This window comes from Liquorilactobacillus sicerae (assembly GCF_029916425.1).
Classification (GTDB): domain Bacteria; phylum Bacillota; class Bacilli; order Lactobacillales; family Lactobacillaceae; genus Liquorilactobacillus; species Liquorilactobacillus sicerae.
Window position 1 is genome coordinate 1 of record NZ_JAHAVQ010000328.1, and the last position, 407, is coordinate 407.

At 33.4% G+C, this 407-nt stretch carries 1 protein-coding gene; it reads right to left on the reverse strand.

The annotated features are described in order from the left end of the window. The coding region (locus KH893_RS12680; RefSeq protein ID WP_281166383.1) for a tetratricopeptide repeat protein at window positions 1-401 on the reverse strand (401 nt) is incomplete at its 3' end. Window positions 402-407 lie beyond the last annotated feature (6 nt).

Below are 407 nucleotides of genomic sequence, written 5' to 3' on the forward strand. Positions count from 1 at the left end.
ACCGGATCGTCACTAATGTTTTGCAAATCAAGTAAAACTCCTTCAGCCGATTCTGCCAAGCCCTCGGATTCATACAAATCTGCCTTATCAAATTGAGCTGACAAATACAGGGAGCTTTTTTGCTCTATCTTATCCAAGCAATTAAGGGCTTGATCAACATTTCCTTCATCGAGATATATTTCAGCAAGATCGAGATTAATCTGGTCATTTGTATCATTTTTTTCATTCAAATGTTCCAGTATACTTTTAGCATCATCAATAAAGCCCTGTGCAATTAACGATTCTGCTAAATCAATTAATTCGTTTTCAGAATCATTGACAATTGCTTTATTTATCAGGTCTTGATTATTGAATTTTGAATCAGAGATATTTTGTAAGATTTGTTTCGAGTAATTAACCATAAATCA